23 protein-coding genes are annotated in these 26,349 nt (G+C 42.0%); 5 read left to right on the top strand and 18 right to left on the bottom strand.

What is annotated here, in order from left to right:
• Position 1: 1 nt before the first annotated feature.
• Positions 2 to 1,411, top strand: coding sequence for a LutB/LldF family L-lactate oxidation iron-sulfur protein (locus ACEYJ7_RS07095; protein WP_373778377.1), 1,410 nt, complete (start codon positions 2 to 4; stop codon positions 1,409 to 1,411).
• Position 1,412: 1 nt separating this feature from the next.
• On the top strand, positions 1,413 to 2,117 hold the full coding sequence (locus ACEYJ7_RS07090; RefSeq protein ID WP_373778376.1) for a lactate utilization protein C: 705 nt from the start codon (positions 1,413 to 1,415) through the stop codon (positions 2,115 to 2,117).
• 116 nt (positions 2,118 to 2,233) lie between these two features.
• Here ACEYJ7_RS07090 and ACEYJ7_RS07085 read toward each other — a convergent pair whose 3' ends face one another.
• The 9 genes from ACEYJ7_RS07085 to ACEYJ7_RS07045 form a co-directional block, all read right to left on the bottom strand.
• Positions 2,234 to 3,412, bottom strand: coding sequence for a transferrin-binding protein-like solute binding protein (locus ACEYJ7_RS07085; RefSeq protein ID WP_373778375.1), 1,179 nt, complete (start codon positions 3,410 to 3,412; stop codon positions 2,234 to 2,236).
• Between the two features lie 280 nt (positions 3,413 to 3,692).
• On the bottom strand, positions 3,693 to 4,700 hold the full coding sequence (gene pyrD, locus ACEYJ7_RS07080; protein ID WP_373778374.1) for a quinone-dependent dihydroorotate dehydrogenase: 1,008 nt from the start codon (positions 4,698 to 4,700) through the stop codon (positions 3,693 to 3,695).
• A gap of 80 nt (positions 4,701 to 4,780) precedes the next feature.
• Positions 4,781 to 5,731 (bottom strand): ribose-phosphate pyrophosphokinase, encoded by a 951-nt coding sequence (locus ACEYJ7_RS07075; protein ID WP_373778373.1) that lies wholly within the window; start codon positions 5,729 to 5,731, stop codon positions 4,781 to 4,783.
• Positions 5,732 to 5,755: 24 nt separating this feature from the next.
• Complete coding sequence (ispE, locus tag ACEYJ7_RS07070; protein WP_373778372.1) at positions 5,756 to 6,616, bottom strand: 4-(cytidine 5'-diphospho)-2-C-methyl-D-erythritol kinase; 861 nt, start codon at positions 6,614 to 6,616, stop codon at positions 5,756 to 5,758.
• Positions 6,604 to 7,236, bottom strand: coding sequence for a lipoprotein insertase outer membrane protein LolB (gene lolB / locus ACEYJ7_RS07065; RefSeq protein ID WP_373778371.1), 633 nt, complete (start codon positions 7,234 to 7,236; stop codon positions 6,604 to 6,606). Before lolB ends, ispE begins: the two co-directional genes overlap by 13 nt.
• Before the next feature lie 82 nt (positions 7,237 to 7,318).
• A complete protein-coding gene (gene glnD, locus ACEYJ7_RS07060) occupies positions 7,319 to 9,892 on the bottom strand; it encodes a bifunctional uridylyltransferase/uridylyl-removing protein GlnD (RefSeq protein WP_373778410.1) in 2,574 nt (857 codons plus the stop codon).
• A gap of 197 nt (positions 9,893 to 10,089) precedes the next feature.
• Positions 10,090 to 11,733: a bifunctional UDP-sugar hydrolase/5'-nucleotidase UshA gene (ushA, locus tag ACEYJ7_RS07055; RefSeq protein WP_373778370.1), complete on the bottom strand. Its 1,644-nt coding sequence runs from the start codon at positions 11,731 to 11,733 to the stop codon at positions 10,090 to 10,092.
• Positions 11,734 to 11,775: 42 nt separating this feature from the next.
• Positions 11,776 to 12,348 (bottom strand): murein L,D-transpeptidase family protein, encoded by a 573-nt coding sequence (locus ACEYJ7_RS07050; protein ID WP_373778369.1) that lies wholly within the window; start codon positions 12,346 to 12,348, stop codon positions 11,776 to 11,778.
• A gap of 10 nt (positions 12,349 to 12,358) precedes the next feature.
• Positions 12,359 to 12,721 carry a diacylglycerol kinase gene (locus ACEYJ7_RS07045; protein WP_373778368.1) on the bottom strand — a complete coding sequence of 121 codons (363 nt, stop codon included), beginning with the start codon at positions 12,719 to 12,721 and terminating at the stop codon, positions 12,359 to 12,361.
• A 259-nt stretch (positions 12,722 to 12,980) separates the two neighbouring features.
• On the opposite strand from ACEYJ7_RS07045, the gene sstT reads away from it, so the two are divergent.
• Together sstT and ACEYJ7_RS07035 are read left to right on the top strand one after the other, a co-directional pair.
• The gene (gene sstT / locus ACEYJ7_RS07040) at positions 12,981 to 14,192 is read left to right on the top strand and encodes a serine/threonine transporter SstT (RefSeq protein WP_373778367.1); all 1,212 of its coding nucleotides are present in this window, start codon (positions 12,981 to 12,983) and stop codon (positions 14,190 to 14,192) included.
• Between the two features lie 132 nt (positions 14,193 to 14,324).
• A complete protein-coding gene (locus ACEYJ7_RS07035) occupies positions 14,325 to 16,607 on the top strand; it encodes a DNA internalization-related competence protein ComEC/Rec2 (protein ID WP_373778366.1) in 2,283 nt (760 codons plus the stop codon).
• A 46-nt stretch (positions 16,608 to 16,653) separates the two neighbouring features.
• Here ACEYJ7_RS07035 and queA read toward each other — a convergent pair whose 3' ends face one another.
• The 5 genes from queA to ACEYJ7_RS07010 all read right to left on the bottom strand — a co-directional run bounded on the left by queA (position 16,654) and on the right by ACEYJ7_RS07010 (position 22,801).
• Positions 16,654 to 17,739, bottom strand: a complete 1,086-nt coding sequence (gene queA, locus ACEYJ7_RS07030) for a tRNA preQ1(34) S-adenosylmethionine ribosyltransferase-isomerase QueA (RefSeq protein ID WP_373778365.1) — start codon at positions 17,737 to 17,739, stop codon at positions 16,654 to 16,656.
• A 69-nt stretch (positions 17,740 to 17,808) separates the two neighbouring features.
• On the bottom strand, positions 17,809 to 18,735 hold the full coding sequence (yvcK, locus tag ACEYJ7_RS07025; protein WP_373778364.1) for a uridine diphosphate-N-acetylglucosamine-binding protein YvcK: 927 nt from the start codon (positions 18,733 to 18,735) through the stop codon (positions 17,809 to 17,811).
• 39 nt (positions 18,736 to 18,774) lie between these two features.
• Positions 18,775 to 19,848, bottom strand: coding sequence for an AI-2E family transporter (locus ACEYJ7_RS07020; protein WP_373778363.1), 1,074 nt, complete (start codon positions 19,846 to 19,848; stop codon positions 18,775 to 18,777).
• Positions 19,849 to 19,917: 69 nt separating this feature from the next.
• The gene (locus ACEYJ7_RS07015; protein WP_373778362.1) at positions 19,918 to 20,673 is read right to left on the bottom strand and encodes a class I SAM-dependent methyltransferase; all 756 of its coding nucleotides are present in this window, start codon (positions 20,671 to 20,673) and stop codon (positions 19,918 to 19,920) included.
• Between the two features lie 283 nt (positions 20,674 to 20,956).
• Complete coding sequence (locus tag ACEYJ7_RS07010; RefSeq protein ID WP_373778361.1) at positions 20,957 to 22,801, bottom strand: acyltransferase family protein; 1,845 nt, start codon at positions 22,799 to 22,801, stop codon at positions 20,957 to 20,959.
• 332 nt (positions 22,802 to 23,133) lie between these two features.
• On the opposite strand from ACEYJ7_RS07010, the gene ACEYJ7_RS07005 reads away from it, so the two are divergent.
• Positions 23,134 to 23,349, top strand: coding sequence for an alternative ribosome-rescue factor A (locus tag ACEYJ7_RS07005; protein WP_373778360.1), 216 nt, complete (start codon positions 23,134 to 23,136; stop codon positions 23,347 to 23,349).
• A 26-nt stretch (positions 23,350 to 23,375) separates the two neighbouring features.
• On the opposite strand, the gene ACEYJ7_RS07000 is transcribed toward ACEYJ7_RS07005, so the two are convergent.
• The 4 genes from ACEYJ7_RS07000 to ACEYJ7_RS06985 form a co-directional block, all read right to left on the bottom strand.
• A complete protein-coding gene (locus tag ACEYJ7_RS07000) occupies positions 23,376 to 23,639 on the bottom strand; it encodes a GlsB/YeaQ/YmgE family stress response membrane protein (protein WP_373766481.1) in 264 nt (87 codons plus the stop codon).
• A gap of 390 nt (positions 23,640 to 24,029) precedes the next feature.
• Positions 24,030 to 25,601: a glutamine-hydrolyzing GMP synthase gene (gene guaA / locus ACEYJ7_RS06995; protein WP_373778359.1), complete on the bottom strand. Its 1,572-nt coding sequence runs from the start codon at positions 25,599 to 25,601 to the stop codon at positions 24,030 to 24,032.
• A gap of 43 nt (positions 25,602 to 25,644) precedes the next feature.
• Positions 25,645 to 26,046, bottom strand: coding sequence for a GFA family protein (locus tag ACEYJ7_RS06990; RefSeq protein WP_373778358.1), 402 nt, complete (start codon positions 26,044 to 26,046; stop codon positions 25,645 to 25,647).
• Positions 26,047 to 26,121: 75 nt separating this feature from the next.
• Positions 26,122 to 26,349 (bottom strand): HAD-IA family hydrolase (locus ACEYJ7_RS06985; protein WP_373778357.1); only part of this gene is annotated, 228 nt, incomplete at its 5' end.

Raw genomic sequence — 26,349 nt, 5'->3', positions numbered from 1 at the left:
GATGTCGTTAAAAACCAGTAATCTCGCCTTTAAAGTCCGTGTCGACAATCAGATTCACAATGAAATAATGCGTAAAGCGGTAGTCAAAGCACAAGAAACTATCGGTGCAAATCGTCAAAAAATGGTCGATGAACTTGGACATTGGGAAGAATGGCGCGATTTGGCGAAGCAAATCCGTAATCATGTACTTGCCAATTTGGATGCTTATCTCTATCAACTCAGTGAAAAAGTGAGCCAAAACGGTGGAAAAGTCTATTTTGCCGAAACTGCCGAAGAAGCGACGGATTATATCCGTAAAATTGCTTTAGCAAAGCAGGCGAAGAAGATTGTTAAATCCAAATCGATGGTCACCGAAGAAATCGGTTTAAATGATGTTCTTGAAAAAGAAGGGATTAAAGTCGTTGAAACCGATTTGGGCGAATATTTATTACAAATCGTTGGCGATAAACCATCCCATATTGTTGTGCCGGCGATTCATAAAGATCGTCACCAAATTCGTAAAGAGTTACATGAACAGCTTGGTTACAACGGTTCGGAAACGCCGGAAGAGATGACGGCTTTTGTGCGCAAAGTCATTCGTCAGGATTTCTTAGAAGCGGATATCGGCATCAGCGGCTGTAATTTTGCCGTGGCGGAAACCGGTTCTGTCTGTTTGGTCACTAACGAAGGTAACCTTCGTTTAGCGACAACGGTTCCAAAAACGCATATTGCCGTGATGGGGATGGAGCGCTTGGCACCGACTTTCCAAGAAGTTGATGTGCTAATCACAATGCTTGCACGTAGTGCGGTCGGTGCAAAACTCACAGCTTACAATACTTGGTTAACTGGTCCGCGTTTAGCGGGTGAGACGGATGGTCCTGAAGAATTCCATTTGGTGATTGTGGATAACGGACGTTCAAAAATTTTAGAAAGTGAATTCAAAGACGTTCTACGCTGTATTCGCTGTGGAGCTTGTTTGAACACATGTCCGGCTTATCGTCAAATCGGTGGCCACGGCTATGGCTCTATCTATCCGGGGCCTATTGGTTCAGTGATTTCTCCGTTATTAGGTGGTTACGAAGAATTTAAAGAGCTTCCGTATGCTTGTTCTCTCTGTACCGCTTGTAACTCGGTTTGCCCTGTAAAAATCCCGTTAGCTCAGCTTATTCTCAAACACCGTGAACATATTGCCCAAAACGGTATGACACCAACGGCAGAGCGTTTATCGATTTTTGGTTTTAACTTTGCAAACGCCCATCCGACGGTTTGGAAAGTCGGGGTGAATATCGGGGCGAAGGTTGCCGGTAAGTTTATCAAAAACGGCAAAGCACCGATTCAAGTCGGCGCTATCGCCGAATGGACAAAAGCACGCGATTTACCGAGCGCAGAAGGCGAAAGCTTCCGTGACTGGTTCAGTAAAAGAGGGAAATAAGATGGATGCACAGAACCGCGAAAACTTTTTGAATAAACTGGCAGAACGTATGGGCAAAACGCGTCAAACGGTGCCTGTACCCATGCCACCATTGGTTAATGATTATCCGACAACCCGTTTGACCAATCTTAGCCAAGAGCAGTTGTGCAAGGAATTTATTGATTTCTCACGCATTATGTTGGCGGATGTGGTCATTGCGAAAGAACAAGACTTACCGAAAACAATCATTGAAATTTGTGAAAAATACGGCGGTGGAAACGTGATCGTAAATAACGATCAACGTTTAAGCGATTTCGGCATTACTCAAGCGGTGGCGCAGCAATATCCCGATACGTACATTTGGGATTTTAATGCGGAAGGCAAAACCAATATTGAGAAAGCCGAAAAAGCCAATATCGGTATCGTTTATGCTGAATACGGATTAACGGAATCAGGTGGCATTGTGTTGTTTTCTGATAAAAACTTCGGACGTTCCGTGAGCCTACTTCCTGAAAAATCAGTGGTTGTATTACGTAAAAGCAAGGTGCTTCCGCGCGTTGCACAGCTTGCAAAAGTATTGCATGAGCGAGCGGCTCAAGGTGAACGTATGCCATCCTGTATTAATATTATTTCAGGTCCAAGTTCTACTGCGGATATTGAGTTAATCAAAGTCGTTGGTGTACATGGTCCGATATCGAAAATCTATTTATTGGTTGACGATCTCTAATATGACGGAAACCGATGACCAGCGAATAATTTGCAAAAAAAAGAACCAAAACGGACCGCTTGTAACAAGCGGTCCGTTTGTTTAATTCATTTGCAAAATCAGTGAGTACGTTGATTTTACTCAGGTACTTTTTTCGCTCCGAAAGCACCGCCTTCATAGCCACTATAGAATGTGCCGGCAACTTCTTCCGCGTTTGGACCGTAGAATGCCCCATTAACCACGACATTATCGACGCGAGGTATATAGTTAGGATCGCCGTCTCTTACTAATACTTCATTACCTTCGTCGTCGGATTCATAGCGATAGGAAGAGTTGTCTATCAGGTAAGGGGTGACGGTTTGGGCTTCCGTTGCAAAGCTGCTGCCGCTGATTTTTGCGGTAAATTTACTGGCATCACCGTGACGATTCAGGTAACGCTCTAAACCTAAATCACCTTCCACGACTTTATTATCAAAGTCGGCAGTTAGCCAAACCGAGGCGGCATCCGATTCATAAGGCATGGCATTGATTCGCCCGTAGGTATAGGCGATATGTTGTCCCTCGTAATTAATGACACCCGAAGTCGGAATTTTATCAATCGGGGTTTGTTTACCTTGAACAAATGCTGTCGCGGCATACGTCTCTTCACTTGTTGTTCGAAGTGCTTTGGAAAGTACACCGTAGCGAACATTATCCAATTGTATACCAACGCCTAATTCTTCTTCCCCGCTATCATTTTTGATTTGAACGAAAACATCACCGTTTGCTTCTTGTTTAACCATATAGTTAGGATCTGTTGTCGGTTTGAGGTCGATGATAACTCCGTCAATATTTAAACTATCGATATTGTCCGTTTCGCTGAGATCGGCAATATTGAGTTTTACCGGGTTATTGATTTCTTCCGTATCCGAATGATTGTAGCTATTCGTTTCTAGCTGGGTAAATTCGGCATAATGCCCGGTGATTGGTATGGCAGAACCTGTTATATCTATCGCCGGAATAGGATTATCGGTTGAATCGTCACTGTCGGTAGTTGAAGTAGAACTGTCAATAGTTGAGGTAGAACTATCGGTAGTTGAGGTAGAACTGTCGGTAGTTGAGGTAGAACTGTCGGTAGTTGAGGTAGAACTGTCGGTAGTTGAGGTAGAACTGTCGGTAGTTGAGGTAGAACCGTCCGATGTTGTAGAACCGCCGTCGGAGATAATAACAGAATCTGTCGGTGAAGTCGTACTCGACGAGTTTCTTCCGTCACTGCTTCCACAAGATGTTAAAGCAAAGATAAGCGAGATAGGAACAGAAATAGCTAGGCGTTTCATAAATCCTCCTATTAATAAATTTAAAATACATTAACGTCTATCACCAAACGGTAATGCGTTTCCGAATAAAAATAGCACCGTAATGAGTATAAGAAAAATTGAATAATATTTAAATCTGCGTTGAGTGAAAAATTATCTTTTTAGTAAAAATTTTATGATTTGACTCAAATGATCGCCGAATTATGGAGACAAATGTGCTTGACTAAATAGGCGTACAACAAAGAAACAAGCGGTCAGTTTCGACCGCTTTTTTGCAAAAAAGTGTTGAATTTGCGAGATGTCAGACTTTAATGTCCGCGATTAAATCTCGGATGAGTTTTGGGCCCTGATAAACCATTGCGGAATAGATTTGTAATAAGCTTGCACCGGCATCTATTTTCTCTTGTCCGCTGGCAACGGAATGGATTCCGCCGCAGCCGATAATCGGAATTTGCCCTTTTAATTCTTGTGCTAATTGGCGAATCACTTTCGTGCTGAGATCATTTAACGGCTTGCCGCTTAATCCGCCTTGCTGATCGCAGTGGGGCAGTCCTGCTACCGTATCTCGTGAAAGGGTCGTATTACCCGCAATCACACCGTCAATATTATGACGAATCAAGCTGTCTGCTACCGAAGCAATTTCGTTTGCACTGAGATCAGGTGCAATTTTCAATACAAGCGGCTTGTAAACGCCTTGTCTTTGCGCCAGCTGCGCGTGTTCTGCTTTCAATGCTTTTAATAAATCATCCAAGGCTTCGCCGTATTGTAACGAGCGCAAGTTTTTCGTATTCGGAGAAGAGATATTCACCGTAATATAACCGGCGTGCTGATAGACTTTGCGTAAACAGATTTGATAGTCGTCAAAACTCCGTTCAATAGGCGTGGTGGCGTTTTTTCCGATATTAATTCCCAGTACACCGTTATATTTAGCATTTTTCACATTTTCAATCAGTACATCAACGCCTAAGTTGTTGAAACCGTTACGATTAATAATACCTTCTGCTTCAAGTAAACGAAATTGGCGGGGGCGAGGGTTACCGTCTTGCGCGACAGGGGTCACGGTGCCGACTTCAATAAAGCCAAAGCCTAATTTGGCAAAACCGTCAATCGCCTCACCGTTTTTATCCGCACCGGCTGCCAAACCAATCGGATTTTTGAAGCGTAACCCTATTACATTCACGGGATTTTCAGGGATAAAACAGCTTGGTGAAATCGGTAAATGACCGAGAATTTTGAGCGCTTGAACGGAAAATTGATGCGCATTTTCCGCATCCATTGAGAACAGAAATTTTCGAATAAGTGAGTACATAAAACGAGTTACAGGGTGTATTGTTACGCATTAATATCGGTGAATAACAAAAAGCCCGAATATTTTCGGGCTTTAAATAATTAATGGCTGAACATAGCAGAAATTGATTCTTCATTACTGATTCGGCGAATCGCTTCAGCAAGCATACCGGATAATGTCAGTACGCGAACTTTATTCAATGCACGAATTTCAGCGGAAAGAGGGATAGTGTCAGTAACAACGACTTCATCTAACGCTTCATTTGCTAAGTTTTTCGCTGCAGTACCGGAGAATACGGCGTGAGTTGCATACGCAAAGACACGACGCGCACCACGTTCTTTTAATGCTTCCGCCGCTTTCACTAACGTACCGCCGGTGTCGATCATATCGTCAACTAAAATGCAGTCACGGTCGGCGACATCACCGATAATATGCATTACTTGAGAAACGTTCGCTTTCGGACGGCGTTTGTCGATAATCGCCATATCTGCATCATTGAGTAATTTGGCAACGGCTCTGGCACGAACGACACCGCCGATATCCGGTGAAACAACAATAGGATTCACTAAATCGGATTTTTTCAGAATGTCATCAAGTAATACCGGTGAACCGAATACGTTATCAACCGGTACATCGAAGAAGCCTTGAATTTGTTCTGCGTGAAGGTCACAGGTTAAAACGCGGTCAACACCTACGCTGGAGAGGAAATCGGCAACCACTTTTGCCGTGATGGGTACACGAGCAGAACGGACACGGCGATCTTGACGAGCGTAGCCGAAATAAGGAATCACTGCGGTAATACGACCGGCTGAAGCGCGACGTAATGCGTCGACCATAACGATTAATTCCATTAAATTGTCATTTGTCGGTGCGCAGGTAGATTGCACAATAAAAATGTCCCCACCACGTACATTTTCATTGATTTGTACTTGGATTTCACCATCGCTGAAACGACCTACTGTTGCGTCACCAAGGGAGATGTAAAGACGTTCAGCAATTCGCTTTGCCAATTCGGGAGTAGCGTTTCCTGCGAAGAGTTTAATATCAGGCATTGTAAGGTAACCTCTGGGTTAAATTTAGGAAAATAAATTGAGTTTTTGGTGTAAAGGTGAAACATTTTGGCCTTGAGCAACAAAGCCTTTTATATGCTCAGGCTTTAGGGAAAAGATACGGCGTGCTTCTTCTTCCGTTTCAAATTCGGCAAATACACAGGATCCTGTACCTGTTAACCGAGACGGCGCATATTGTAACAACCACGTGAGCAATTCATCAACCTCTGAATAGTGATCTCGGACAATTTTTTCGCAATCGTTTGTCCATTTTTCGTTTAAAAGTTGTTCTAATTTTCGCTTCGGCGTATTACGCGGTAAATCGGGATGTTGAAAAACCAGTGCGGTAGAAATGGATACTTCGGGCTTTAACACCAAATACCATTTCTCTTTAGGTCGGCAAGGTGTAAGTTTTTCACCGACACCTTCGGCAAAAGCGGCAAAGCCGCGTACAAAAATCGGCACATCCGCTCCTAAACTCAACCCCATTTCCGCTAAAGTTTCAAGGGATAATCCGGTTTTCCATAAATGATTGAGAGCGACTAATACCGTTGCCGCATTTGACGAGCCGCCACCGACACCGCCTCCCATCGGAAGGCGTTTAGTCACACCGATTTTGGCTCCGAGTTTACAAGCGGTCTGTTTTTGCAAAAGTTTTGCAGATCGGTAAATCAGATTTTGCTCAGGTTCAACACCCTCTAAATTATTTGTGAGAACAATGTTCGGATCTTCGGTGATCTCAATTTCAATTTCATCACCAAAGGTTAAAAATTGAAATAATGTTTGCAATTCGTGATAACCGTCAGCCCTTTTGCCGGTGATATATAAAAATAGATTCAGTTTCGCAGGGCTGGGAAAAGTAAAGCGTTCGTTCATTAGTAAGTCCATTGATCGATACGGATTTTTAAAGTTTGTGCCCCGTTTTCCAACACGATTAATTTCGGTAGATTCGGTGTGCGATCTTGGTGGTATTCGATAAAACCGGCTTTCCAAACCGAACCTCGAATCGGGTAGTCGAATTGCGCTAATTGGCGTTTTTCGTTAACAATATAGCGGCTGCCGTTTTCGGGTTGACCTTTTACCCAATAAGCAAACTGATCGATTGGGAAAGAAACGCCGATAATTTCTTCCATTAAGGCATTAACGTCCGCTTCCGTACGTGAATTTCCTTCGCTATCGGAAATGGTCATTCCATAGCGGTTACGTTGCAGTTTGAGTGATTTACTTGATAAGTTGGAAGAGAGCGTTAAGCCGAAATCCGTAGGCGTTTTATATTGCCAATCGAAATGGGACGAGAAGCGTTCCTGTGGGGAAATATAACCAAACTGACCTTTAGCCGCATAGGCTTTAATTTGCGATAACTGTGCTAAGTGTTGCTGCCATTGCGGGTCATTGTGAGCGATTTCCACGGCGGGTTTTTCTACGGTCGTCGGTGCGTCTAAAATGGACTGACAGCCGGCTAAAGCCAGTAGCGTCGTGAGTGAAATGAGTTTAATCAACTTGTTCATTTGGTTCCTTATCTTTAAAAATATCGATAAATCGGGCGCAAGTATAGCTTAAAGCGGTCTGATTTGCCGAAGAATTTGCAAATTACTCATTCGAGAGTTCTTGCAAAATATGTGATTTTAATATCTTTTTCTCTTGTTCGTTTAATGCGAGATTTTCTTTAGTCGTTACGACAAAAAAGTCTTCGACCCGTTCGCCGATTGTGGTGATTTTGGCGTTAACTAAATTCAAATCCAACTGACTAAAAATAAAACCGATTTGTGCCAATAAACCTTCTCGATCAAGGGTAAAAAGTTCAAAACCGGTATGGTTAGGATGAGAATGAGTCAAAAAGCGAACTTTGGTTTTTCGTTTAAAAGATTGATGTTTCACCGGTTGTTTGGTTAATTTAAATGCCGTTTTTTTCGATGAACTTAAGGTGGCGACTAAGGCGTTATAAATAAACAGGATGCGTTCATCACTTAAAGGTTGTCCGTTAGTTTCGGTAACAATAAAACTATCCAACACTAAGCCGTTATCGGAGGTAATAATTTGTGCATCGTGAATACTGATTTTCTTTTGGCTAAGCGTTTGAGCGATACGTGCGAACAGTTGCGGTTGGTCTTCACAATAGACAAAAATTTCCGTTGCTCCGCGGGCATACTCGTTGCTGACCAACACCATCGGTAAGCTGTGATTTTGTACAACACCCAACGCATGCCAAATCAGTTGTGTTTCACTGTTTCGAACAAAGTAGCTTTCAGGGCAACTATGCCAAAATGTCGTGACCAGATTTTGTTGAATATGGGTGAGCTGCTTACTGAGTTCGGTTAATGCTTTGGCTTTATTCATTGCCGCTATTTGCAAATAATCGATGGATTTATCATCTCCCAGTTTCAGTTGTTGTACGGTGAACCGGTACAAATTTTGGAAGAGCGTGCTTTTCCAATCATTCCATAAGGTTTCGTTAGTCGCACAAATATCGGCAATGGTTAAGCACACCAGTGCTGACAGTGCATTGCGGTTGCCGACAATTTTGGCAAATTCTTTCACCACATCCGGGTCGTGAATATCTCGGCGTTGTGCTGTGGTTGACATTGTTAAATGCTCAGCGACCAACCATACCATAAAATCGGTTTCCGTTTGATTAAAACCGTGTTTTTCGGCAAATTCGCGCATATCAACGGCACCGACTTTGGCATGATCGCCTTCTCGTCCTTTGGCAATATCGTGGAACAGTGCGGCAAGATAGATCAGCCGGCGATCGAGGAGCCTTGGAAACAGCTCGCAACATAGCGGATAGTGTTCATGATTCTGAGGATCCAGAAAACTCTCCAATTTCAACATGACCCGAACGCTATGTTCGTCCACTGTATAAATATGAAACAGGTCGAACTGCATTAAGCCTTCAATGCCTTGCCATTGTGGTAAATAGGCACTGAGTACGCCAAGTTGGTGCATCGGTACGATCGCTTTTTTGATCACATTCGGCTGTTCAAACAGCTGAATGAAACGTTGGCGAGCCTTCGCTGATTCGCTTAATGGCTGCGGTAATTTCTGTAATGTTAAACGCAAGTTGCGTAATGTAGTGGCAGAAACCGTGGCATTCGGATGTTGGGTCAAGTGGAAAAACAGATCAAGAATACTGTGCGGTTCTTTCTGAAAAATAATCGGATTGACGGCGAAAATGGTGTTATCGCGTAGGAAAAAAGACGCATCAAGCGGTTGGTTTGCGCCGATTTTTTGCAAATCCTGAAAAACGGTTTGTTCAAAACTGTTCAGTACCAATTGGGTAAGTTGTGAGATGGATTGCGTTGCTTGAAAGAAATGTTTCATCATCATTTCTACCGGTTGATTGCCTTCACCGCGGTAGCCAAGTTGTTCACTGAGTTGTAATTGGCGATCGAAGCGCAGGCGGTTGTCGTAGCGTTTTAATTGTAAATGCAAGCCGAAACGCATACGAAAAAGCAGCGATTCCGCCTGTTTTAGCTCTTGATATTCTTCCGGAAAAAGAATGCCTTTGGCGTGCATTTGTTCAATCGAATAGACACCATAATGGCGCAGCATAATCCATGACAATAAATGCAGATCTCGCAAACCGCCCGGGCTATGTTTGAGATCGGGCTCGAGGTTGTAGCTTGTGTTGTTGTAGCGGGCGTAACGTTCTTCTTTTTCGGCTATTTTGGCTTGGAAAAAGTCCTCTAATTTCCAGAAATCCGAATGGTATAAATTTTCCATCAAGGTTTGCCATAGTTTTTCATTACCAAAAATACAGCGGCTTTCAAACATATTGGTGGCAACGGAAATCTCTTTTTTGCCGATGTCGATACATTCTTCGATAGTTCGGATTGATGCGCCGACTTGAAGTTTACTGTCCCATAACAAATTAAACATTTCATTTAAGCGGCTACGGTCGTTTTCAGTAATAGGGTTTGCCGTGAGTACCAAAATATCCAAATCCGATAGCGGGAACATCTCTTTTCTGCCGTAACCGCCTACGGCAAGCAGAGCGAGATCGGCTCGATCGGCAAAGCCGTATTGACGCCAAAGCAGTTGCAATAAGTCGTCGTAAAACCGACTGCGTTGATGTAATAGCGGAATCACCTCACTCGTGGCAAAGTCGGTTTTTTGACGCAGATTGAAATCCGCAAGAAGGGTTTTGAGATATTGATTGTTCATATCCATAGCATTTCTTTATTCAAGGTAATTTGCAAAATAATAGGCGAAAGTGACCGCTTGTATGCTCATTTTAATGGTTTGCGGACGATATGGCTATTTTGGCGATAAAATAATGGCACGCATAACAGCGTGCCATGGAGGAGTTACAAGCGGTCGAATTGGTAAAACAATTTGCAAATCAGACCGCTTGTCAAAGATTATTTGAAAATAATATCGTTTTTCGGATCGTATTTCGATGCATCGATCGGTGAGTTTTCTTCAAAGTATTTTTTCAACATTTCCGCATCAATAAAGCCAGTGTTGACATAGCTCGGATGTTTTTTCAACAATGGATAACCGTCACCGCCGTTTGCGCAATAGTCAGGGAGAGAAACTTTATATTTTTTGGCTAAATCAAGCGGTTGTCCGCCGACTTTTACATCGGAAACTTGTTTCGCCGTGCGGTCAACAATCATAGACAGACCGGCAAATTGCGGATAAGCACCGGTGTCAGGCTCTTTTAATGCAACGACATTTAACAAATCAAGTAATTCTTGACCGGTTAAATCTACGGTAGAGATCATGTTACCGAACGGTTGAACGGTTAATAAATCTTTATAGGTTGTCGGTCCTTCGTTAATAGATGCGCGAATACCGCCTGAGTTCATGATACCGACATCCGCTTTTACACGTTCCATTTGTGATTGTGCGATTAAACGACCTAAGTTGGTTTGGTGGAAGCGAATCGCTTTACGGTCGCCTTCTAAGGCGCCTTTTACATCACCTACTTTTACACCAAGCAATTTGTCGCCTTCATCTTGGTATTTTTTCAAGTGTACTAATACTGCAGGATCTTCGGCTATTTCTGATTGGTAAAGTTTATAATCGGATTTACCGTCTTCCAGTTTAATGCGTTGTTTAAGGTTAATTGGGATTAATTCATATTTGACTAATTTGGTTTCGCCGTTTTTGAATTCAAAGTCCGCACGACCTAAATATTTACCCCATTCGCCGGCTTGAACGATCCACGTGCCGTTTTGGAAATCCGGTTTACACTCTTCTCCCGGAGTATATTTGGTTTTGAATGCACCTTTTTCATCGACACAAACGGTATCGTGTGTGTGGCCACCGATAATTAAATCAAATGCGCCTTTGTTAAGTTGGCGGGCGAGAGTCACGTCACCCGGTGCGTTTGAACCGTGCTGTTCGTCAGGGTAATAACCCATATGGGTTAACGCAATACGTACATCCGGTTTTTCTTTTTTGTTGACTTTTGCAAGCGTATCTTTTGCCGTTTCAATCGGGTTATGGAAAACGACATTATCGGTGACATCCGGATTGCCTAATTTAGCTGTATCTTCCGTAGTTAAACCGATTACCGCTATTTTTAAACCGTTTTTATCTAAAATAACATAAGGTTGCACTAATGGCTTGCCGGTTTTTTTATTAATGATATTTGCAGAGAGGAAAGGGAAATTCGCCCATTTTTCTTGCATTTCTAACACTTGAAGAGGGTAGTCGAATTCATGGTTACCGAGTGTGGCGGCTTCGTAGCCTAACATATTCATCCCTTCGATATCCGGTTTTGCGTTTTGCATATCGGATTCAGGTACACCGGTATTGAAATCGCCCGCGTTAAGTAAAATTACCGAACCGCCTTGTCCTTCAACTTCTTTACGGACATTATCAATGGCAGTTTTTTGTGCAGAAAATCCATATTCACTTTTATCGTTTTTCCAGAAGTGACCGTGGGTATCGTTAGTATGTAGAACGGTAAAACGGTAAGTTTTATCCGCTTCGTACGCCATTGCTGTTGTGGCGGTAAGTAGAGAAACAGAGAGCAGGGTTTTAGTAAATTTCATAAGAGTACCTTTTTATGAATATGATTGATAAAACTATCTGTGTTAAGGACGAATATCTATCTCAGCATTATGTTTTACGCGTTGATAAAGTTCGTCAATTTCTTCATTGGTGACGGCAATACAGCCATGAGTCCAATCTTTTAATAAATGGAGCCGTCCGATTGAGCCGCTTCCATTGCGTAGCCCGTGAATCTTGATCAATCCGCCGGGTGACTTTCCTTGTGATTCGGCATATTCTTTATCGATTTTATTCGGATAGGATACGCCTAAATTTTTATGATAAGCGCTATTTGGATTTCGCTCATTAATTCGGTAAATACCTTCCGGCGTTTTACCATCGCCTTCAAACTGCTTGTGTCCGATAGGGTTGAAACCAAGAGCAATCGGATAAATTTTAATTAACTTTTCACCTTGATATGCCCACATTTGACGCTTGCCTTTTAAGACAAGCAAACGATCAATCGTAACATTCGGTAACGGTTGGTCTTGTGATACCAGCGGTTTGGCAAGTTTCTCTTCTTCTGTAATGATTTCAATAATATCTTTCTTTTGTGTGTATACGTAGCCCATGGCACCACCAACAATCAATAACAGCAGACAGAATAGTTTGATCATTTTATACATATCAGAAAAATAGGATTAATCCCCAAGTCATGCCAGTAATCACCATCGCGACAAATACAGCTGCCGAGCCAATATCTTTGGCTCTACCGGATAATTCATGATACTCCGGACCGATTCGATCGACCACTGACTCTACTGCGCTATTTAACAGCTCTGCCATTAGAACAAGTAAGACCGAGCCGACTAACAGTACTTTTTCGATGGCGCCGTTACCCAAGTATAAACCGAGAGGAATAATAACTAGAGATAGCCAAACTTCTTGGCGAAATGCGGCTTCATGAATATAAGCACTTTTTAATCCTTTAATTGAGTAGCCTGTTGCGCGGACAATACGCTTGAAATTAGCTTTGTTTTCAGGTTTCATCGAGTCCCTTTAATAAATATAAAAACTTGTCAATATTTTACCTTAAACAAGAGAAAGCGAAAATAGCTATAAGCGTTGTTTTAGACGAATGTTAAAAAAAGACTTTAAAAATTAAAGTTATTTTAAAAAATCAAAAATAGTTTAAATAAATGGTGGGAAACTATTCACTTATGCCACTTTTTCCGTTAATCTCATCCGCCTAAATTGGGTGGATGGACGGCCAGCCGTTCATTCTTTTTTTGTTCTAGTAGGAAGCTTTATGAGCAACTCTTCTTTATCTTCTAAAATCCTAGGCGGTAACCTTGTGTTACGCATTGCCATTGGTCTTGTGTTAGGTGTAGTGCTTGCACTCGTTATGCCTGAATGGGCGAAAAATGTTGGCGTATTAGGTCAATTTTTCGTGAAATCATTACGTGCAATTGCCCCGATCTTGGTTTTCTCTCTTGTACTTGCCGCAATAGCGAATAAGGAAATTGGTACGGATGGTCGTTTAAAACCGGTTCTTCTCCTTTATTTAATCGGTACTTTTGGTGCGGCTTTAATTGCCGTGGTGTTAAGTGTGCTATTCCCAACGACATTAAAGTTAGTTGCAAGTCCTGAAAGCTTGGCTCCGCCACAAGGTGTGGGTGAAGTGCTTAAAGGCGTTATTTTTAACTTGGTGGATAATCCGTTGGGAGCAATTACGAACGGTAATTTTATCGGTATTTTGGTTTGGTCAATCGGTCTCGGTATCGCTTTACGTCACGGTGCACCAAGTACAAAAGTATTACTAAACGATCTTTCCAATGCAGTCTCTTTCGTAGTAAAAATAGTGATCGCATTTGCACCGATCGGCGTATTCGGTCTAGTATCGGAAACTATCGCCGTAAACGGTTTAGAGGCTTTTGAAGATTATGCTAAATTACTTGCGGTATTGTTAAGTGCAATGGCTATCGTGGCATTTGTTTTAAATCCGCTTTTGGTTTATTGGAAAATCCGTCGTAATCCGTATCCGCTTACTTTCACTTGCTTGCGTGAAAGCGGTGTAACAGCCTTCTTTACTCGTAGTTCTGCGGCAAATATTCCGGTGAATATGGCGTTGGCAAAACGTTTAGGCTTGAAAGAAGAAATTTATTCCGTTTCTATTCCGTTAGGTGCAACCATTAATATGGCAGGGGCAGCCGTTACCATCACGGTATTAACCTTAGCGGCGGCTTATACCCAAGGTATTCAACCTGATTTCTTAACAGCATTATTATTAAGTGTTGTTGCGTCAATCTGTGCTTGTGGTGCCTCGGGCGTTGCGGGCGGTTCATTATTATTGATTCCGTTGGCGTGTAGCTTATTTCATATTCCGAATGATGTAGCTGCTCAAGTTATCGGTGTTGGTTTTATTATCGGTGTTATCCAAGATTCGGCTGAAACGGCAATCAACTCTTCAACCGATGTATTATTTACAGCGGCAGTCAGTATGGCGGATGATCAAAAATAATCGTCTTTTCAAATTATAAACGGGGCAGTCGCCCCGTTTTTTTTGTGAACCTCATCGACAAATTTTCCTTCCTCTCTTTTCTATTTTCGGTTAAACGGCATACTGCGATTATTTATCCTTTTTGTATGAAAGATGAATTTAGATCGATTCTGCCAATATTTTGTTCTACTCCTATTGCCGATTTTATGGCTGCCGCAAGCGTGGTTGAGTTGGGGGATGATGATTGCAATGTTGATCTGTTTGTGGTCGCTATTTTGCCGTTCTCTACTGCTTGGCGGATTGGGCTTGATACTCGCCATGAGTTATGGACAAATTGTTGACATTGCAGAGCGAGCAAACCGTGTGAAAGCAGAAAATGTGACCGAAATGATTCTTATCAGGCAAATTCTTCGTCAACAAGATTATCAGACCGCCATCGCGCAACGGGAAAATGGTGAACAGATTTATTTGATTTGGCAAAGCGAACAACCTTTGATTCTACATGAGAAATATCGTGCAGAACTCAATTTACGCCCAATTTCAGGGCGACTGAATCACGGTAATTTTGATCGCCAAAAGTGGCTTTTTGCACAAGATATTCGACAAACCGGTTCGGTCAAAAAAGTTGAACGCATAGCACAAAACGCCGGCAAACCGATACGAACAGCATGGCTGTATCGGGTCAAACAGCAAACGGAAAAATTACCGTCTCAAGGGTTGTTATTGGCTTTAGCTTTTGGTGAGAGAGCTTGGATGAGTCAACAGGATTGGCAAGTTTTCCAACAAACAACCACCGCCCACCTGATTGCAATTTCCGGTTTACATATTGGTTTGACGTTTGTTTTCGGCTTTGGATTGGCAAGAGCGGTGTATTGGTTAGGACTTCGATTTTCGTTATTACAAGCGGTCGGTTCCGGCTATTTTTTTGCAAAAATTATCGGTTGGTTATCGGCATTCGGTTACTGTTTTTTAGCCGGGTTTGCCATTCCAACCGTCAGAACGTTAATTGCCATTTCACTGGTTTTATGTTGTCGGTTTTTTCGTCGACATTACACGCCTTGGCAGTTGTGGTGGCGTGGGGTTGCGCTCCTATTGCTGTTAGATCCGCTTGCCTTGCTGTCGGGCAGTTTTTGGCTGTCTGTGTTAGCTGTCGCCAGTTTGATTTTTTGGTATCAATGCTTTCCTTTTTACCAATGGCAATCTTTATTTTTTTGCAAAAAATTCGGCAAAACGTACCGCTTGTTTGCTTCATTGCTCCATCTTCAAATCGGTATTTGGCTGGTTTTTTCACCGGTACAATTTCTGTTTTTCGACGGTTCGTCAGTACTCGCGTTGCCTGCAAATTTGCTGATTGTACCGTTATACAGCTTTATTTTGGTGCCATTGATTTTATTCAGCTTGGTGACGGATAATCTATGGTCTACTTGGCAATTGGCGGATTGGGTTGGGCAAGGGAGTTTGGCGTTACTTACGCCCATGGCATCTTATTGGTTTCCGCTCTCTTACACACAGCAGTGGCTGTTTATTTCGCTGAATTTGCTATTGTTACTGTTGCTCTATGTATGGCTAAATCCATCTCCTAAACGTTATCGGGTTTATGCCGTAGTTGTGGTATTGCTGTTTAATCGAGCTTATGCGTTGCCGAAATGGATTTTTCCCGAACCGCAGGTTCAATGGATCAATTTTGATGTCGGACAAGGCTTGGCAATGGCGTTGATTTTTCAAACAAGCGGTCGGAAACAAGCAATAATTTACGATTCCGGTGCAAGTTGGTCGGATGGCTCGATGGCTGAAACGGAAATTCTGCCTTATTTGCGTAGACAAGGGATTGAGGTAGAGGCGATTATTATCAGCCATGACGATAACGATCATGCCGGCGGTTTAAAAGCATTAACCGCAGAATACCCGCAGGCAAAAGTGATTTTGTCCGGTAAAAATAATGCGATACAAACGGTTTTTGAGCCTTGTGTTGCCGGACAACAGTGGCAATTCGGCGCGGTGAAAATGGAAGCTGTTTATCCGCTTACTATTGCAGAACGGGCAAAAAATGAAGATTCCTGTGTACTGCTTGTGAAAATCGGGCAATATAAAATTCTGTGGACCGGGGATAGTGGAATAGAACAAGAGCGTTACTATGCTCAACAGATCGGTAAAATCAATTTTCTGCAAGTCGGGCATCATGGTAGCAGAAGCAGTACCAGCCAGACTTTGCTTGCTCATACACAGCCTGATGTTGCCATCATTTCGGCGGGGCGTTGGAACCCGTGGAAACATCCGAACCAACAAGTTGTTGAACGTTTGGCTCACTATCGAACAACAGTGTTAAATACGGCAAAGGTAGGTATGATTAAGGTGGATTTTTTTTCGCAACGCTATGATATTGACACCGCAAGAAGCCGTTGGAGCCCGTGGTATAGCAGCTATTTAGGAGAATAATCAGAGCGTTTTTCGGATGGGTAAGGAAACCCATCCTAAGATAAAATTACGGAATATCGTGTTCAGCATTCGGATTTTTAGTGATAAACATGGCATCGCCGTAGCTGAAAAAACGATATTTGGCTTCAACCGCGTGCTGATATGCTGCCATACAGTGATGATAACCAGCAAAAGCAGAAACCAGCATGATTAATGTGGATTCCGGTAAATGGAAGTTTGTCACTAATGCATCAACAATGCGGAATGGTTTGCCCGGATAGAGAAAAATAGCCGTATCCGAATAAAACGGTGCGATTGCTTTTCCCTCTTTTTCAGCTGCCTGCGCCGCGCTTTCAATGGAGCGGACGGAAGTGGTTCCAACGCAAATCACGCGTTTCCCGTTTGCTTTGGTTGCCAAAATTTTATCGACAACATCTTGGCTGACTTCAGCATATTCGGAATGCATTTTATGATCTTCGATAGTTTTTACTCGAACCGGCTGGAAAGTCCCCGCCCCAACGTGTAGTGTCACAAATGCGGTATTCACACCTTTTTGGTGTAATTGTTGTAACGTCGCGTGGTCAAAATGTAGCCCGGCAGTCGGAGCGGCAACAGCGCCTAAGACTTGGCTGTAAACCGTTTGATAACGTTCTTGGTCGCTTTCTTCATCGGGTCTGTCAATATAAGGCGGAAGCGGCATATGTCCTGCTTGTTGCAGCAAGTCGAATAAAGGTTGCTCTTCCTCGAAATGCAGTTCAAATAACGCCTCGTGGCGTGCCGTCATTATTGCTTTAAATCCGTTTCCTTCACCTAATTTATCTTCGCCTAAGACTATCTCGGTGCCTACTTTTGGCGCTTTTGAGGCACGGATATGAGCCAGACAACGGTGAGCGTCCAAAACACGTTCCACCAACACTTCTAATTTACCACCACTGGCTTTGCGTCCGTAAAGACGTGCGGGAATTACGCGGGTATTGTTGAAAATAAGCAGATCTCCCGGATGGATGTGAGAGAGTAAATCATTAAATTGTTGGTCTTGATATTCACCGCTTGTGCCGTTGAGATAAAGCAAACGGCTGGCGGTGCGCTCTGTGGTAGGATAACGGGCGATAAGTTCGTCCGGTAAGTCAAAATGAAAGTCGGTTACAAGCACACAATGTCCTTAAAAGGGGCTGAAATTAAAAATTTGCAAATTTATACGTAAAACAGACCGCTTGCAAGCCTAAAATAATTCTAAAATGTCGTTGATCGCTTTGCTGAGTAGGTGGCGATCATGCCGGTAGGAAACATCATCCGCGTGTAAATCTTGGCGGAATACCGTGATATGGTCCGGTAAAATCGAGGGCTCTTCCGGTACTGTAATCACACCGTCTAAACGTCCAAATCCAATGGCTCGCTCCAACCAAATTATGCGATGATTGAGTGAAAGTGTACCCGCAATACCTCGTTCTCTACCGATGTTGTCAATAAAGATAACTTTAGCATGACATTGCTGAATGGCTTCGGCAATCTCTGAAATTAAAAGACTAGGCATAATACTGGTTAAGAAACTACCCGGGCCAAGTAAAATCAGATCGGCTTTTTTGATTTCATCCAAGACTTCAGGGGTTGCAGCTACATTGGGTTCTAAGAAAAGTTGCTGCGGAAGTTCGGTTAATGCATCAATTGAAACTTCGCCGACAATGGTTTTACCTGAAACTAAATGGCTGGCGAGGTGAACCGGTTGTTCGGACATCGGCATTAATCCGACTCGAACGTGTAGTAAATCTCTCACTAAGTCGAGACCGGTAAGCGGTCGAATTTTCATATCTTCTAACGCTTTTAGAATCAGATTACCTAAATTATGTCCGGATAATTCGCCTTCGCCGCCAAAACGGTATTCAAACAAGGCGGAAGCAACGGTTGGTTTAACGGTGATTTGGGTAAGACAATTTCGTAGATCTCCCCACGCGATGCCACCGTGTTGGACACGAATTCTGCCGGTAGAACCACCATTGTCTGTTGTTGCTACAACCCCGACAAGACGACTACGTAAAAAGGATAGAGCAGATAATACACGACCTAAGCCGTGGCCTCCGCCAATCGCAATCACTTTATTTAATTTCTTTAAATTAGGATGACGAGGTGTACGCTCTTTTTTTGTCGACATAGGTAATCTTTCCCGAAAATTTATCGCTGTGACATTAATTTATTGGTTTAGTTCTTCTTCATTGTTGGTTGACGGTAAAGCATTCCATACTGCTTTTACTAAGGTTGCTAATGGGATAGCGAAAAAGACACCCCAGAATCCCCAAAGTCCGCCAAATATAATTACTGCGACAATAATGGTGAGAGGATGTAAATTGACTGCTTCAGAGAATAAAAATGGCACAACTAAGTTACCGTCTAATAATTGGCTGATAACAAAGGCGAGCAATAAATAGTAGAAATCAGGCGATAAACCGAATTGGAATAAAGCAACTAAAGCAACCGGAATCGTTACCAACACCGCACCGATATAAGGCACTAAAACCGAAAGTCCTACAGCCACGGAGAGTAGTAGCGGATAGCGTAAATCGAAAAACAGGAAAATAATGTAGGTCGCGATACCGACAATTAAAATTTCTAAGAATTTACCGCGAATATAATTGGCGATTTGTTGTTGCATTTCTCCCCAAACACGGGTTGCAAGACGGCGATTTTTCGGCATAAATTTGACTGTCGAGCGAATAAACAGGGTTTTATCTTTGAGCAAAAAAAACACCATTAACGGTACTAAAAAAGCATAAACCCCCAAACCAACCAAACTGACTAAGGAGTTAAGAGAGAATGCCAATAACGGGTCGCCAAAACCGACAATTTTACTTTTTAAAGTCGACATAATAGAGTCGAGCATCGCATAGTCGATTAGCTCCGGGTAGTGTTCCGGTAATGCTTCTAACCAAGCATTCAATAAATTGAACATAGAAGGCAAATCTTTTAAAAACGTCATTGCCTGATTCCACAACATGGGTAGCATCACAACAAAAAGGAAAATGGAAAGTGATATAAAACCGCCCAGCACAATAATGAGGCTTAGCATCCGTGGAAATTTTAGCTTAAAGCTGAGAAAGCGGATCGGCCATTCTAATAAATAAGCGAAAACAATTGCCACCAATAGCGGCATGATGAGGCTACTGAAAAAATAAATAATACCAAAACCGACGAATACAATAGCTAAAAGTGCAGCTGTTTGCGGATCACCGAATTTTTGCTTATACCAGTTTTGGAACAATTCGAACATTATTATTATCCTGTAATATTAAAAATACCCCCTCTTTCACAACCCGAAGAGGGGGAAAGAAAATGACGACTATTTTTGGCTACAAACAGCAATGAAACCTAATTTATTATTAGGATCATTTAAGGTTTGGAACATTTTTTTGAATGTGTCACGATTTTCCGGTTTCAGTGCATTCCCGACGATTTTCATTGCGCCTAGTACACCTTCATCATGAATAAGACCTTTAGGCGAAAGTAAACTCATTTCGCCGGTAAATGTCTCAACATTGCGGAAACCGCTATTTAAGAATGTTTCTTTCCATTCTTGTTTTGATAATGGGGAAACGGTTGTATTGATCGCTTCACGCAACTTTTCAAGAACCGCATCGTTTTCATCTGAGTCAAGCAGTAAATCGTGAGTCAGTAAAAAACCGTTCGGTTTAAGTACGCGCAGATATTCGCGAATCGCTTTTTCTTTGGCTTCTTTCGGTAACATTGTCAGCATGGCTTCATTAATAACAATATCAAAACTGTTATCATCAAAAGGGAGCTTCATTGCGTTAGCACGTTGAACTTGTATCAGTTCCTCTACCTGGTTGTCTTTAATATTTTGGCGGGCTTTTTCTAAAACGTCTTCATCAATATCCACTCCGACAATTTGGCAGCCAAACTGTTTTGCGATTTCAATGGCGGTTGTAGCATTGTTACAAGCAACTTCTAATACTTTTTTTTCTTTTCTAAAGTCACCGTTTGCAATCAGCCAATCTGTGGCGACTTTTCCACCCGGACGTAAACGTGTTTTACCTAAACGAGCCAAAAAATGATGTCCGATTTCTTCTTTTTTCATAACGATTTCTCTCTTTTTACAAAATGTCTGCTCACATAACGCGTCTTTTTTGAATGTTGATTTTGTCAACAGTTCATAAGGAGTGAATAATTAAGTCGTGCGAAATTGCAAGTAAAAACCACCGCTTGATCTTGATTATTCTGAATGCGATGAAATTAACGCGGATTATACTGTTTTTTCTACTGTTCTTATAGGACTGTTTTTCGTTATTTATATACAAATTTTTTATGGTTAAGCATTAAAAACAAACCGCCTGAGAAGCAGGCGGTTTGTTCATCGGGGGTTATTGCTTTTTCAGCAACCTTTGTAGTTCAATAAATTCTAATGCCAGTTTTTGAGCACCATAAGGATTAAAATGATCATAATCGCGATAAACCGGCAGGTTATCACTCATAAAATCATTCGGAATGAATTCTGAAAGATCCACCCAATGAACTTCGGGATATTTATCCACAATCTGTTTAATTATGACATTGGCCTTGTGATTATTCTCAATCTCTTGCTTACGAGATTCAGTGAGATAATCAATGAAAATACCTCGTTGTTCTAAATGGTATTTTCTCAATACCGGATAATGCGAAAGAGGGTTGTCCTTAAAGACATAAATCTCTTTTCCTTGTTTGATCAAATCCTGCAAGGTTTGTTCGAAAAGAGGTAAAAAGTCTTTGTATTGCAAATAAATCATCCAACGCTCCATGAACATAACAGTTTGGTATTTATTGATATTGTTTTCGATATATTGTACGTAGGCATTACAACGTTCAGCTCGGCGATTATCCGGCGGAAGTCTGAAACCTATAGCCACGGCACAAGTGTTTGAAGAAATGAGATCGGCAGACCAACCTTCTTTTTTACCGACTTCGTTAATAAACATATTATATTGCCCGGCATGAGAATCTCCGGCAATTAAGATGTTGGGGGGGAGTCGGGTATCTCCCTTCGCACAGCCGCTATCTAAAACGGTATCATGACAAATCCCCGTTAGTTCCCAAGTCAGATGGCTTTGTTCATCCGCAGCTTTATCCGTGTAGTAAATTAGTCCGCCGACAGGAACGATCAATAAAAAATAAGCGAGCATTCCACCTGCAAATTGTTTGTTAGTTATCCCTTTCATTCTGCGTATCGGATTTTCTACTAAGCGAAAAGAGGCATAAGCTAAAGCGAACATGGCTATAACGGCAGTGATAATAATATGGGGCGGTAAAACGTTGTCCATATAAACATAACGCAGTAAAGATAAAATGACCCAATGCCATAAATACAACGAATAAGATATTAAACCAATACTGACCATCATCTTGGAACTGAGCAATCGATAGACCCAATCACTGTTATCTTGAGCTCGATAATAACCAAACAAAATCAGTAAACCGGTAATAAAACAGATTGCCAAACGTTCGATATATCCATTAGCCGGTAAAGTATCTTTGGGTAGAAACATGATGGCAATAAGGGTAAGAAATAAAATCAGTGGTACTCGTTTTTGAGTATGGCGAGGTTTGACAAAAACAAATAAGGCACCAATTAATAATTCATAAGCGCGGATTTGTAACAGATAATATTTTTCCATTCCGAATGCCGGTAAAAATTGTGAAAGAATACTTAACACAATAAGAACGGATATCATCAACGGTACTTTATTTCTGAAATATTTAATGCATAGAAGCAAAAAAATAGGAAAGAAAAAGTAAAATTGTTCTTCTACGGAAAGGGACCAAATATGCAATAACGGTCTTTCTGATGAAGATGAATCAAAATAATCGCCACGACGAGCGAAAAAAATATTTGCAACGAAGAACAGAGATGCAGTAGCTGATTTCAAATACTGAAAAAAATCATGCTTAAGTAGTAAGAAGGCTGCAGCAATGGTGGTAGCAGATAGAACTAATACGAATACAGGCAAAATTCTTTTCGCTCTTCTTTTATAAAATTCGATAAATGAAAATGTGCCGGAACACATTTCATCATTAATGATTTTAGTGATGAGATAACCTGACAGAACAAAAAAAATATCGACGCCGAGAAAACCATTGGGTAGCCAAGAAGGATTAATATGAAATAAGATTACGGATAAAACAGCAATAGCCCTTAAACCGTCAATATCGGCACGGTAACGTATGGTGCTCATAATAGATTTTCTCTCGATGAAATAACAAAGAATAAAAAATAGAAAAGAAAAATTAATAAAGATAAACTATAAGTTTAAGGAGCGAATACTAAGTATTTGATAACCATAACTCAATCAAATAATATTAAATGTAATTAAAATATATTAAAGTTTAGCTTTTTATGTGTATGAAGTGTATTTAGCCTTTATTTACAACTGTTTGTATAGTTTATCGAATATCTAATTTTGCTAAATATTTTAGTTTGAGGTGTACAAATCCTATTAATTCAGGCAAACTATGCAAAGTTTTGACTTGAATTGACAATTAAAATGTAACGAAAATAGGAGTTTAAATGACTAAATCAAATTATTACGCCCATCAACGCGGCGAAATTCATGAAAGTGCAGTAAAAGCATTAGTTACGGATAAGCTATTCAGAAGCCGAGTAGAACGAAACCGAAAAGGGAAAGGTAGTTATCAACGTAACGCCAAACACCGAAAAGGTTATGACAGAAGTGAAAGCCCATTTAAAAATGTTCTGACGAATGGTTTTAAATGGGCTTTTTAGTCGGTAAAACACGGATATGCCCGGCACTATTTTTTCATGATACGGAAGTGACGTAATAGAAAAATGAGTACACAAGCGCCCAATACACCGAAAAGTAAGCCGGATACGTTAAAACGTCCGGCAGCATGAGCGGAACCGATATCCAGCAGATCGCCAAACAACCAACGCCCTAATGAAGAACCGATGATACCGATGAGGACATTCATACATAACCCCATCTCACTTTTCATGACTTTTTCGGCAATCCAGCCGATGACGGCACCGACAATAATCGCTGAAATCCATCCCATACAGCCTCCTATTTGTTTACAAGCGGTCTGATTCTAGCATTATTTTGCAAATATGAGTTTAAAGAAAAATTAAATAAATGGTATCTAAAAGGTTTATCCGTACCTGTCGGATAAAAAATAATTAAAAAGTGAACATGATGTTTACTCAGATTGCTGACAAACCTTGATATTCTTGAAATAGCGGGGTTGTCAAAATGCCAAATAAACAAAGTGATTGTAGGGGCAAATTACATTTGCCCTTATGTTCCTTAGATTGTTTGGGGCAAATATGATTTGCCCCTACAACTTATTTGATTCCTGTTGATGTTTGTCAACGGTCTAAGTGAACATCATGTTCACTTTTTTGCTGCTGATTTTTGATAACTTTAATGGTGAATAATATATTTGGGTTTACTCCCACTCAATCGTCGCCGGCGGTTTGCCACTGACGTCGTACACCACTCGGGAAATGCCGTCTACTTCATTGATAATGCGGTTGGAGATTTTACCGAGTAAATCGTACGGCAGGTGCGCCCAATGTGCGGTCATAAAGTCGATGGTTTCGACGGCGCGCAGGCTGACCACCCAGTCGTATTTGCGTCCGTCTCCCATTACGCCTACAGATTTGACTGGTAGGAATACGGTAAAGGCTTGGCTGACTTTGTAATACCAGCCGGATTTATAGAGTTCCTCTATAAAAATGGCGTCCGCTTTGCGTAATAGATCGCAGTATTCTTTTTTGATTTCACCTAACACACGCACGCCTAAGCCTGGGCCCGGGAATGGGTGGCGGTTGAGCATTTCTGCCGGTAAGCCTAATGCCAAGCCGATTTTACGCACTTCGTCTTTGAACAATTCACGTAATGGCTCAACTAAGCCTAATTTCATATAATCTGGTAAGCCACCGACGTTGTGGTGTGATTTGATAACGTGTGCTTTGCCTGTTTTGCTGGCGGCGGATTCGATTACATCTGGGTAAATCGTGCCTTGTGCCAACCATTTTACTGATGTCAGTTTTTTCGATTCATCATCAAACACATCGACGAACACTTTGCCGATGGTTTTGCGTTTCGCTTCAGGTTCATCAATGCCTTTGAGTGCGTCTAAGAAGCGATTTTCCGCGTTCACTCGAATGATGTTCAAACCGAATTTATCGCCGAACATTTCCATCACTTGATCGCCTTCGTTTAAGCGTAATAAGCCGTTATCCACGAAGACGCAGTGCAAGTTTTTGCCGATAGCGCGGTGTAACAGCAGTGCGGTGACGGAGGAATCTACACCGCCGGATAGGCCTAAAATCACTTCGTCATCGCCGACCTGCGCTTTAATGCGGGCAACGGCATCTTCAATGATATTCTCCGGTGTCCAGTTGGTCGCGCAGCCGCAAATGCCGATCACAAAGTTTTTTAATAGCTCTAAACCGCTTTTAGTGTGGGTCACTTCCGGATGGAATTGCACACCATAGAAACGACGGCGTTCGTCGGACATCGCTGCAATCGGGCAAGTCGAGGTTACTGCCGTGGTTTGGAAGTCGTGTGGCAATCGAGTGACTTTATCGCCGTGGCTCATCCATACGTCGAGTTTCGGGCTACAAGCGGTCGGATCATCGTTCAATTTTGCAAATAACGCATCTTGCACTTGTAAATCAACGGAAGCGTAGCCGAATTCACGATGGCTGGACGGTTCGGTCAGTCCGCCGAGCTGCATCGCCATGGTTTGCATACCGTAGCAAATGCCCAGCACCGGCACGCCGGCGTTAAACACATATTCAGGCGCACGTGGGCTGTTTTCTTCGGTGGTACTTTCAGGACCGCCCGAAAGAATAATCCCCGTCGGGTTAAATTCACGGATCTGTTCTTCCGTCACGTCCCAAGCCCACAGCTCACAGTAAACCCCGATTTCACGCACACGACGTGCGATCAGTTGGGTATATTGTGAACCGAAGTCAAGGATTAAGATTTTGTGGTTGTGGATGTTGTTCATTGTGTTTCTCTGTTTTTGTAAGAATTTGCTTAAAGTTGATTGCTTATTCTAAGCCTAATGTTGCTAAAAATTCTTTCTCCGTTAATTTAGGAACAGCATTGCCTAAATAGTAAAAAGACGGTTTCCGATCAATATAAATTTCCTGATCTAAGGTAAATTCGTTTTCCGCACTAAATAAACCGGCGGACAGTTCATAATTATCCGTACCTAATAAATGATAATATAAATGCGTGCCGCATTTCTTACAAAAAGCACGTTCCGCCCATTCGGAAGATTGATAACATTGGATGAAATCTTCACCTAAAATATCTAATTTTTGTTGATAACTTAAAGAAAATAACGGACTGCCGTTCCAACGGACACAAGTCCCGCAATGGCAGGCATGAACGTTTTTATTCTCGGGTGCAGTGATTGTCACTGAACCGCATAAGCATTGACCTTTCATTTTTTACTCCTTAGTCATTTATAGTGGAGACAAGCGGTGCGATTTGCATAAAACTTTGCAAAATCCGACCGCACTTTATTCGGCATGGAGCCGTTTAATCACCGCCAAAATTTCCGACATGTCTTTGCCCATGTAATCTGCCGGGGATTGATCGATGATCATGCGTTTTTCTTCGTAGCCGATAACGGTGAGCCCTGCGCCTTTGGCGGAAATCATACCATAATAGGAATCTTCTATGGCAACGGCGTGTTCGGCACAAACGCCTAAGGTGTCTAAGGTGTAGCGATAAATCGCCGGATCGGG

Origin of the sequence: Glaesserella sp. (assembly GCF_041814905.1) — a bacterium.
GTDB lineage: Bacteria > Pseudomonadota > Gammaproteobacteria > Enterobacterales > Pasteurellaceae > Glaesserella.
The sequence above is the reverse complement of the archived record's forward strand: the minus strand, read 5'-3'. Positions and strand labels throughout refer to the sequence as shown.

Excerpts from the sequence above, each read along its gene's own strand:
- ACEYJ7_RS07095 (WP_373778377.1), top strand. The coding sequence starts at position 2 with ATGTCGTTAAAAACCAGTAATCTCGCCTTTAAAGTCCGTGTCGACAAT.
- ACEYJ7_RS07090 (WP_373778376.1), top strand. The coding sequence starts at position 1,413 with ATGGATGCACAGAACCGCGAAAACTTTTTGAATAAACTGGCAGAACGT.
- ACEYJ7_RS07085 (WP_373778375.1), bottom strand. The coding sequence starts at position 3,412 with ATGAAACGCCTAGCTATTTCTGTTCCTATCTCGCTTATCTTTGCTTTA.
- pyrD (WP_373778374.1), bottom strand. The coding sequence starts at position 4,700 with ATGTACTCACTTATTCGAAAATTTCTGTTCTCAATGGATGCGGAAAAT.
- ACEYJ7_RS07075 (WP_373778373.1), bottom strand. The coding sequence starts at position 5,731 with ATGCCTGATATTAAACTCTTCGCAGGAAACGCTACTCCCGAATTGGCA.
- ispE (WP_373778372.1), bottom strand. The coding sequence starts at position 6,616 with ATGGACTTACTAATGAACGAACGCTTTACTTTTCCCAGCCCTGCGAAA.
- lolB (WP_373778371.1), bottom strand. The coding sequence starts at position 7,236 with ATGAACAAGTTGATTAAACTCATTTCACTCACGACGCTACTGGCTTTA.
- glnD (WP_373778410.1), bottom strand. The coding sequence starts at position 9,892 with ATGAACAATCAATATCTCAAAACCCTTCTTGCGGATTTCAATCTGCGT.
- ushA (WP_373778370.1), bottom strand. The coding sequence starts at position 11,733 with ATGAAATTTACTAAAACCCTGCTCTCTGTTTCTCTACTTACCGCCACA.
- ACEYJ7_RS07050 (WP_373778369.1), bottom strand. The coding sequence starts at position 12,348 with ATGATCAAACTATTCTGTCTGCTGTTATTGATTGTTGGTGGTGCCATG.
- ACEYJ7_RS07045 (WP_373778368.1), bottom strand. The coding sequence starts at position 12,721 with ATGAAACCTGAAAACAAAGCTAATTTCAAGCGTATTGTCCGCGCAACA.
- sstT (WP_373778367.1), top strand. The coding sequence starts at position 12,981 with ATGAGCAACTCTTCTTTATCTTCTAAAATCCTAGGCGGTAACCTTGTG.
- ACEYJ7_RS07035 (WP_373778366.1), top strand. The coding sequence starts at position 14,325 with ATGAATTTAGATCGATTCTGCCAATATTTTGTTCTACTCCTATTGCCG.
- yvcK (WP_373778364.1), bottom strand. The coding sequence starts at position 18,735 with ATGTCGACAAAAAAAGAGCGTACACCTCGTCATCCTAATTTAAAGAAA.
- ACEYJ7_RS07020 (WP_373778363.1), bottom strand. The coding sequence starts at position 19,848 with ATGTTCGAATTGTTCCAAAACTGGTATAAGCAAAAATTCGGTGATCCG.
- ACEYJ7_RS07015 (WP_373778362.1), bottom strand. The coding sequence starts at position 20,673 with ATGAAAAAAGAAGAAATCGGACATCATTTTTTGGCTCGTTTAGGTAAA.
- ACEYJ7_RS07010 (WP_373778361.1), bottom strand. The coding sequence starts at position 22,801 with ATGAGCACCATACGTTACCGTGCCGATATTGACGGTTTAAGGGCTATT.
- ACEYJ7_RS07005 (WP_373778360.1), top strand. The coding sequence starts at position 23,134 with ATGACTAAATCAAATTATTACGCCCATCAACGCGGCGAAATTCATGAA.
- ACEYJ7_RS07000 (WP_373766481.1), bottom strand. The coding sequence starts at position 23,639 with ATGGGATGGATTTCAGCGATTATTGTCGGTGCCGTCATCGGCTGGATT.
- guaA (WP_373778359.1), bottom strand. The coding sequence starts at position 25,601 with ATGAACAACATCCACAACCACAAAATCTTAATCCTTGACTTCGGTTCA.
- ACEYJ7_RS06990 (WP_373778358.1), bottom strand. The coding sequence starts at position 26,046 with ATGAAAGGTCAATGCTTATGCGGTTCAGTGACAATCACTGCACCCGAG.